The sequence below is a fragment of the Ancylomarina sp. genome (genome assembly GCF_041555295.1).
Lineage (GTDB): Bacteria > Bacteroidota > Bacteroidia > Bacteroidales > Marinifilaceae > Ancylomarina.
The window spans coordinates 1-8,338 of record NZ_JBFFKR010000151.1; the positions used below are offsets into that span (position 1 = coordinate 1).

An 8,338-nucleotide genomic window follows, 5' to 3' on the forward strand; every position below is an offset into this window, starting at 1 on the left:
GAATCTGGCGAAACGAGGTGTCCCTTCGAGGGCAGAAATTACAGATGTGGTGGAAGCCCAACAAGCTGATTGCGTGATGTTGAATAAGGGGCCTTTTATTTTGGATTCCATTAAGTTGCTCGATAGTATATTAAAGAGTTTAGAGCTGTACCGGGAGAAGAATGTTAGTTTTTTGCCCTCGCTTTCGGAGACGGATTTGGGGGATAGGGGTAAACTGGATGCGAAGCGGGGAGTTTCCCGATAGTTATCCCTTAGGTTTGTATAGCCACGCAACTTAGTGTGCCAAGAAGCAGCACATCGGCATATAATTGTATTGCATGCTTTATTTGAGATGGTGTAATCCGCCTTAGGCGGATGACCCACCGGTGTCGTTTTACAGGAAAGGGCATCAGCCGAACGAAGTGAGACAATGAATACCTATTTATGTAATTATTTATATGAATAAACCACCTAAAGGTGCTGTGGTAAAGAGCCATGGTATTCAGCGTTTAGGAAATGGCAAATTATGAATGAAGTGAGAATTTTTTTTCTATTGTTAAGAACTATATTGGTTTTCGTCTTCCTTCGATAAATATAACCAGACCACCTGCAGATGCCAAAATAAATAAGTACGAAGCGACTATTCCAATGAAAAAATAGAGAGATTCTTCAGTTTCTGACAGGCCTGATTGCACATTGTGCATAATTATACCTACAATAGCAATAGCGAACGATATTCCAGCTGCTATAATTAATATTTTCAATCTTTTCAATTGCTTTTTAGCTAATCCTGGTTCAATTTCTTCGTGGAAAATACGCTTCGTTTTCCTATACATCACTCCCAAATATATCCAAAATGCCAATGCGAAAATCATACCAAATGGAAAGGCCAACAAGAGCATCACTACTAATCCTAATCCAATTAATAACTTCTTTTTCATAATCTCTATATATTTACTTAAAATTAGCCAATATTACAAAGAAAGTCAAGTAATTATATGAATGCAGAAGTAAGCAATAGTGCCATAATACACGATAAATTCAAAAGCTGGAAAAGTGTTATGTGAAGAGGTTTTGCAAGAAAAACAGCTTCAAAATTTATCACCATCCCTTAAAACCAACTAGCCATTCTCTAAAGGGAATGTTTTTTTTAAAGAGTAATTGCGCTCTCGCTAGTCGTTCGGCAGCGAGGGAAAAACCAATTTATTAGAACAGTATTACTTTTGAATAACTAAATCTAATCTGAAAGCTTAATTTTAGAATATACAAAAGGCTGAGCTACCCACTCAGCCTTTTGTATTTATAATGGATGTGATACTAGTTCACCATCTCCAAGCTGATTTCACTGTCAAGCATTTGTTCCAAAGGCAGCGAGAATTTAAGGCTACGACCTACTTTGGCTGCCTCGTTTGCCGAATAGCCTTTGTGTTTAATTAGATGAGCCATAAAAATATTTGTAACCCTGCCTGCGCTGCGGCAATGTATCAATAGCTTTTTGTCTCCTTCGATTAATTTTGCAAATGCCTCTAAATTTTCTGGGGTATAATCTTTAGCGCCACCTATGGGTAAGCAGTGGTAGTCTAAACCTAATTCTTTGGCCATATTCTCCTCGTTAAAGGCATAAGCGGCAAAATCCTTATTCTCTTTTTCTGTACGCAGGTTTATAATTGTGCTGGCTCCTTGTGATTTGTACCAACGTAAGGCTTCCAAACTTGGCTGTGCACTTAAATAATAGTTTTGATATTTAAAGGCTCCATTAAAATCTTTGATCATTTCAACAGAATCCGTTTTTACTGTTTTGTTTTTAGCCTGAGAGCTAAATGCCAAAAGAAGGCTTAGCATCAGAGCGATAATAGGTGTTCTCATCTTGTTTATTGTTTGTGTTTGTACTGTTCTTTCTGAACGAGGCCAAACTTCGCAAAAATATTAATCCCAGGCAAGGGAGAACTCTTCACAAAATCAAATTTTAGAGAACAGAGACGTATTACAAATCAGCGACAGGTATCTACATTAGGGTGAAGTCCAATTTACCAGTTGCTAGTCAACTAGATAATGGGATTGGGGAATTCTGATCCAGAGAATCCTTAGAGGGCATATGCGATAAAATTAGCTTGTTTGAACATTTCATCTACTTTGATTTAATAGAGACTAGATATTTTTTCATACCTTCGTGAAATTTTTTATTTGAGCAACCATTGAATAACGACTGAACAACTATGGCTAAGATTATTAATGAAGTTTCGAGAACTTTTAATGAGTATCTGATAATTCCTGGTTTAACCACGGTAGATTGCACTCCTGACAAAGTAAATTTGATGTCTCCTTTAGTTAAATTTAAAAAAGGAGAATCATCAAAGATCAACCTAAAAACACCTTTTGTATCTGCTATCATGCAATCTGTTTCTGACGATGGAATGGCAATTGCTTTGGCAAAAGAGGGTGGTGTATCGTTTATTTTCGGCTCGCAGTCAATTGAGGAGCAGGCCAAAATGGTTAAGAAAGTAAAAAAGCACAAAGCGGGTTTTGTAGAGAGTCGTGCTAATATTACTCAAGAACAAACTTTACAGGATATTATCGACTTGAAAGAGAAGACCGGATTTTCAACTATTGGTGTAACAAGTGATGGATCTCCAAATGGAAAATTTTTAGGTATTGTTACTGGTCGCGATTATCGATTAAGCAAGGATAGTCTGGATAAAAAGGTGAAAGAGTTTATGACACCTATTGAAGATCTTGTAGTTGGTCAGCTTGGAGTTTCTCTAGGCGATGCAAATGATATTATTTGGGATCATAAGCTAAATACTTTGCCTATTATCGATAAAAATCAAAATCTGAAATACTTTGTTTTCAGAAAAGACTACGATAATCACAAAGAATATCAGAGTGAATTATTAGATGATCAGAAAAGACTAATTGTTGGTGCAGGTATTAATACTCGTGATTTTGAAGAGCGTGTACCTGCCTTGGTTGAAGCTGGTGTTGACGTTTTGTGTATCGATTCGTCTGATGGATTTTCGGAATGGCAGAAAATTACTATCGAATATATAAAGAAAAATTACAAAGATAAGGTAGCTATTGGAGCAGGAAACGTGGTTGATAAAGCTGGTTTTCTATATCTTGCTGAGGCCGGTGCCGATTTTATTAAAGTTGGAGTAGGCGGAGGATCTATTTGTATCACCAGAGAACAAAAAGGTATTGGTAGAGGTCAGGCAACGGCTTTAATTGAAGTTGCTGAAGCTCGTGATGAATATTTTAAGAAGACAGGGGAGTATATTCCAATCTGTTCCGATGGTGGAATTGTTAAAGATTATCACATGACTCTTGCTTTATCGATGGGAGCAGATTTTATGATGATGGGAAGATATTTTGCTCGTTTTGATGAGAGTCCTACCAGAAAATTATTAATCGGAAACAATTATGTGAAAGAATATTGGGGTGAAGGTTCGAACAGAGCAAGAAACTGGCAACGATATGATATGGGAGGTAAGGACAGCCTGAAGTTTGAAGAAGGTGTAGATAGTTTTGTTCCTTACGCAGGTAAATTAAAAGATAATTTAGATGTAACCACAGGTAAAATTAAATCGACCATGTGTAGCTGTGGTGTAACTACTATTGCTGAATTACAATCTGAGGTTCAAATTACATTGGTTTCATCTACAAGTATTATTGAAGGTGGTGCTCACGATGTAATGGTTAAAGACACGAAGAACTAAACAATTTAAGTTTAAATATATTCCGAGGCCAAGCTTTTTGCTTGGCCTTTTTTCTTCTTGTTATCTTTCCAACAGATCAATGCCCTGAATATAATAGGAGTATATTAGCGCCGCTGCCGCGCAATTAGCAAGGGAGTTAGATTAGGAAAATCAAAATTATGAATGAAGTGAGAATTAAATAAAAGACAATATGACCAATAATGATATATTACGACGTGTCCGCTACGTGTTCGATTTTAGCGATTCCCAAATGATTGCGATTTTTAAATTAGTCAATCACGATGTCAGTAGAGCGGATTTGAGTGACTGGTTAAAAAAAGAGGATGACCCTTTATTAATAGAAATCACAGATAAAGAACTGGCCACTTTTCTTAACGGATTGATCATTGAAAAACGCGGAAAAAGAGAAGGTCCTCTACCAGAGGCTGAAGATTTTTTAAGCAATAATATGATCCTTAAGAAACTAAAAATTGCATTGGACTTGAAATCAGATGACATCTTAGATCTGTTTGCCTCAATAGATAAAAAATTAAGCAAACATGAGTTGAGTGCTTTTTTCCGTAACCCTGATCATAAATCCTATCGGGACTTTTTGGATCAGTACCTAAGATATTTTCTTAATGCATTGCAAAAGAAATACAAGAAATAGTTAGACCAACATGCCATAAGACAGAAGTCATAATTTGAACAACACACAAATACGACATCTTACAATTTCCCCATAAAACCAGCAAGCCATTCTCTACGGAGAGTGGCTTGTTTATTTCTTATTATTTTTTTTGTTAAACTCTTATTGTTTTGTAGATTCGGGGACAGAAAAATATTGAGGTGACTTAGCCACCCGATAGGGTATTGTAAAGTCCACTCATGCGATATACACATACGTTGTGCTTAATTTGAAAAAACATAATAACATATAAATAATTTATACAAAAATGAATTTAAGAAAAATAATAATTTTAAGTAGTGCAATTATGGTGATGTCATTAAGTACTTCATTAGCCCAAAATAGTAATCAAAATGCCAATCAATTGGTGAAATTTCTTGAGGGAAAATGGCATAATTACAGCATTTTAGTTTCTGATAGTAGCTCGATTAGTAAGGAGGATTATAAAGAAAAAATGAGCATCAAAAACGATTCAACTATAACGATAACAGCCTACAATTACAAGGATGGTAAGGATTTGACACGCGATATGATTCTAGTGGTTAAAAATAATATAGTTACAACTCGGCAAGGTGATTTTAAAGCCTCAGGAATATGTGAAGGAAATGTTTACTCTATGAAAGGATATTTTGAAGATAAAGAGTATAGGTTTAGACTTTATACAATGAATGATAAATATATTTTCCATCGTGAGGTTTGGGTCAATGGAAAAGTTGAAATGATGAATATGTCTTATCTGTTAAGAGAGTAATTTTGAATTCAAAAAGATAATCCAGTAAACGACATAGAAAAGCTCCACACAGCAAAAGCTGAATTTCATGGGCGCTTATGTGTCGGGACGGGATAGTACAATTAATCCCGACGAGTCGGGACCAGCAAGCTATTCTCTACGGAGAGTGGCTTTTTTCTTTTTGTTTATTTCGTGAAGCATTTATAGTTTGTAAGTTTTATCTTGAAAATAAGAAAGTGCACAATACATGTTAATATGGGATGTATTGTGTCATGAACAAAAAGCTTAGCCCTTAGAGGGTAACGAGAAAGAGATTATCTATTTTATATACACTTGCAGGCATAATTAAATTTGTGTTTTCACATCAACTATATAGAAATTTGAAACACACTGTAACCCAAAGGTAAATTTAGTCGTCTCATTGATATAAATTAATTCAATCTAAATAAATGAAATACTTAATCCCATTTTTACTAGTTGTCTTGACTAGTATTTCGTGTACTAATAATCGAAAGAACATAGAGAAAGAGGCCATTGCGAAAACAGCTATTGTTCAAACTTCTATGAATGTAAACGCTCAATCCTTACTAAGTGACTCAACCATTACTTCTGTATCCATAGGTATTTTAAAGGACGGTATAGCATATACTTCTCATTATGGCGAGTTGGATGCCGGAAAAGGAAATCCTCCGAGTGATGAAACGATATATGAAATTGCATCGGTAACTAAAACCATGACAGGAACCTTGGTTGCTCAAGCTGTGGTGGATGGAAAGTTAAGTTTAGATGACGATATTCGAAAATATTTGAAGGATGATTATCCAAATTTTCAATATAAAAATAAAGTCATCACGATTAAAGACCTAGTGACGCATACAAGTCGCTTGCCCGCTAATTGGACAGGTTTTGAAGATGCGTTCAAAAAAGGAGGCGACAATGTCTTTCTAAAAATTCTGGAAATTGGAAAGAATTATAATGAGGAAAAGTTTTTCGGACAATTGAAAAATGCTGTGCTTGATACGATCCCTGGTGTCATTTACGAGTACAACAATCTAGCTCCCAACTTAATGGCCCATATTCTTGAAAATGTGTATCAAAAATCATTCGATGAATTACTCAATGATTTCATATTCATAAAAAATGGGATGACCAGTACAAAGATAAGGCTATCTGAAAATGAACAGAGTCGATTAGCCAACGGCTATAGTAACGGACAGCTGATGCCTTTCTTTCCTATACCAACATGGGGAGCTGAAGGGGCAATAAAATCTACAACTGCCGACCTTATCAAATATATGAGGCTACAGTTAGATACAACCAACGCAACTATATTAGAATCTCACAGACTTAACTTTACTGTTCATTCAAATTTTTCATTAGGTTATTATTGGAATATAGGAAATAATAGCGATGGAACTATCCATTATAGCCATCATGGAGGAGCAATAGGTATGCAAAACGTATTTTATGTTTACCCCGCATACAATATGGCTGTATCTATCATCACAAACTCTAGTGAAAAACATACAGGCGACTTACTTCATCGTGCCGCAATGAGATTTGCGAATGATTTAAAACCGAATGGAAAAAAATCAATTGAAAAGGAAATTAGAGCTAAAACAATGCAAAATGTAGATAAAGGGATTGCTTTATATCATCAACTAAAGAAAGACAATATAGATGCATATGATTTTGGAAATCAAAATGCATTGAACAATCTTGGATATGCACTATTATCAAAAAACAAAGTAAAAGAAGCAATAAAAATATTTACATTATTGGTTTCCGAATTTCCGAAATTACCGAACCCTTACGATAGTCTTGGTGAAGCCTATTTTATAAATAAGGAATATGAATTAGCTCTAAAAAACTACAAGATATCTTTGGAGTTAAATCCAAAAAACAAAGCTGCCAGTGAAATGATTGATAAAATTGAAAAATTAATTCAATAAAAGCTCACAAAACCGCAACTAAGCATACATCAAGCGTAAAATAAATAAGCCAAGCCCACAAGCTTGGCTTTGTTATTTCCCCCTAGCCAAACTTTCCCATCATCCCAAAGGGAAATAACTCCGTCCGAAAAAAGGAGCTAATTCTAAATTAGAAATCCCAATTTTTCAAAATATTGACTCATTCGAGCCTCGAATAGCTCGCCCAAGTAAAAAGTTCGCTCATTCGAGCTTCGAATAGCTTGCCCAAGCAAAAGGTTAGCTCATTCGAGCTTCGAATAGCTTGCCCAAGCAAAGAGTTCGCTCATCCGAGCTTCGAATAGCTTGCCCAAGCAAAGAGTTCGCTCATCCGAGTCTTCGAATAGATTGCCCAAGTAAAAAGTTCGCTCATTCGAGCTTCGAATAGCTCGCCCAAGCAAAAGGTCGTCTCATTCGAGCCTCGAATAGCTTATTTGTAGAAAGATTTATCCTAACTGATCATATTAATGTTGTGTTGTTTTATTGTAGAAGCTTTATGTTTATTGATGTTTCATGGTTTTTTCAATTTTGCGAGTGGTTATTTATAATTGCTAAAGTACTCGATTGTGCTGATGTATAGGATCTAACTTTATTTCGATATATCATAAAAAACAAACAAAGGTTTGTTTTTTATTTATCTTTCCTATAGCTTAGTGTGTTTGTTAGAAATTAACATTATAAATATGAATAAAGTAACGACTAACTCTAATATCAAAGACACGGCCGAAGTAGGGCAGGGTATTATTGATATTAACGAGAAAAATGCGATTACCGAGGATGCTTTTTTTACGATCACTTTCGACTTGTTGTCAGCTAAAACTGATGAGTTGTTTGGGAAGATAAGAACAGGTTGGATTGAAAGTGAACTCGAAGAAAAAGATAGAGCCCGAGATTTGGATGTGCGGGCTATTTTTTATGAGGTAGAAGCCAAATGTATTCGTCGCGAGAGCAACGATCAGGCAAAGGCATTGCGACTTCAGTCTACTTTAGACCGTTATGGTATGAAAATTACGGCTAGCAGTTATACCAACGAAAGTGCCGAGGTGCGTGCCTTAATAAAGGACCTAAAGGCCACTGATTTGGTGGAGGCAAGAAATGCTGTACCCGATTTGGATGGCTTGATTGCTAATTTGGAAGGTTCACAGGCTGCTTTCGATCAATCAGCAGGTATCCATCTGATCAATCTATCAGAAAGAGAAAATAGCAAGTCGGCCTCAGTGGTAGCTAAAGAATTGAGATGTGTTATAAACAACGATTTATGTTCTTATGTGGGAGCTATGGC

At 35.8% G+C, this 8,338-nt stretch carries 7 protein-coding genes and 1 pseudogene; 6 read left to right on the top strand and 2 right to left on the bottom strand.

Annotated features, from left to right (window positions below; all coding sequences use genetic code 11):
• Nucleotides 1-244, top strand: a pseudogene (locus ABY905_RS10985) (hypothetical protein); the annotation flags it as partial.
• 298 nt (nt 245-542) lie between these two features.
• Here ABY905_RS10985 and ABY905_RS10990 read toward each other — a convergent pair.
• Together ABY905_RS10990 and ABY905_RS10995 are read right to left on the bottom strand one after the other, a co-directional pair.
• Nucleotides 543-920 carry a hypothetical protein gene (locus ABY905_RS10990; protein ID WP_372643655.1) on the bottom strand — a complete coding sequence of 126 codons (378 nt, stop codon included), beginning with the start codon at nt 918-920 and terminating at the stop codon, nt 543-545.
• Nucleotides 921-1,296: 376 nt separating this feature from the next.
• Complete coding sequence (locus tag ABY905_RS10995) at nt 1,297-1,845, bottom strand: fused DSP-PTPase phosphatase/NAD kinase-like protein (protein WP_372643658.1); 549 nt, start codon at nt 1,843-1,845, stop codon at nt 1,297-1,299.
• A 350-nt stretch (nt 1,846-2,195) separates the two neighbouring features.
• Between ABY905_RS10995 and ABY905_RS11000 the strand changes: the two genes are divergently transcribed.
• The 5 genes from ABY905_RS11000 to ABY905_RS11020 form a co-directional block, all read left to right on the top strand.
• Nucleotides 2,196-3,692 carry an IMP dehydrogenase gene (locus ABY905_RS11000; RefSeq protein ID WP_372643660.1) on the top strand — a complete coding sequence of 499 codons (1,497 nt, stop codon included), beginning with the start codon at nt 2,196-2,198 and terminating at the stop codon, nt 3,690-3,692.
• A gap of 190 nt (nt 3,693-3,882) precedes the next feature.
• Nucleotides 3,883-4,341, top strand: coding sequence for a DUF1456 family protein (locus ABY905_RS11005; protein ID WP_372643663.1), 459 nt, complete (start codon nt 3,883-3,885; stop codon nt 4,339-4,341).
• Between the two features lie 286 nt (nt 4,342-4,627).
• Nucleotides 4,628-5,110 (top strand): hypothetical protein, encoded by a 483-nt coding sequence (locus ABY905_RS11010; protein WP_372643666.1) that lies wholly within the window; start codon nt 4,628-4,630, stop codon nt 5,108-5,110.
• Nucleotides 5,111-5,538: 428 nt separating this feature from the next.
• Nucleotides 5,539-7,041: a serine hydrolase gene (locus tag ABY905_RS11015; RefSeq protein ID WP_372643670.1), complete on the top strand. Its 1,503-nt coding sequence runs from the start codon at nt 5,539-5,541 to the stop codon at nt 7,039-7,041.
• A 698-nt stretch (nt 7,042-7,739) separates the two neighbouring features.
• Nucleotides 7,740-8,338: DUF6261 family protein (locus ABY905_RS11020; RefSeq protein WP_372643673.1), on the top strand; the 599-nt coding region annotated here is incomplete at its 3' end.

Coding starts and splice junctions, on each gene's coding strand:
- ABY905_RS10990 (WP_372643655.1), bottom strand. CDS start 920: ATGAAAAAGAAGTTATTAATTGGATTAGGATTAGTAGTGATGCTCTTG.
- ABY905_RS10995 (WP_372643658.1), bottom strand. CDS start 1,845: ATGAGAACACCTATTATCGCTCTGATGCTAAGCCTTCTTTTGGCATTT.
- ABY905_RS11000 (WP_372643660.1), top strand. CDS start 2,196: ATGGCTAAGATTATTAATGAAGTTTCGAGAACTTTTAATGAGTATCTG.
- ABY905_RS11005 (WP_372643663.1), top strand. CDS start 3,883: ATGACCAATAATGATATATTACGACGTGTCCGCTACGTGTTCGATTTT.
- ABY905_RS11010 (WP_372643666.1), top strand. CDS start 4,628: ATGAATTTAAGAAAAATAATAATTTTAAGTAGTGCAATTATGGTGATG.
- ABY905_RS11015 (WP_372643670.1), top strand. CDS start 5,539: ATGAAATACTTAATCCCATTTTTACTAGTTGTCTTGACTAGTATTTCG.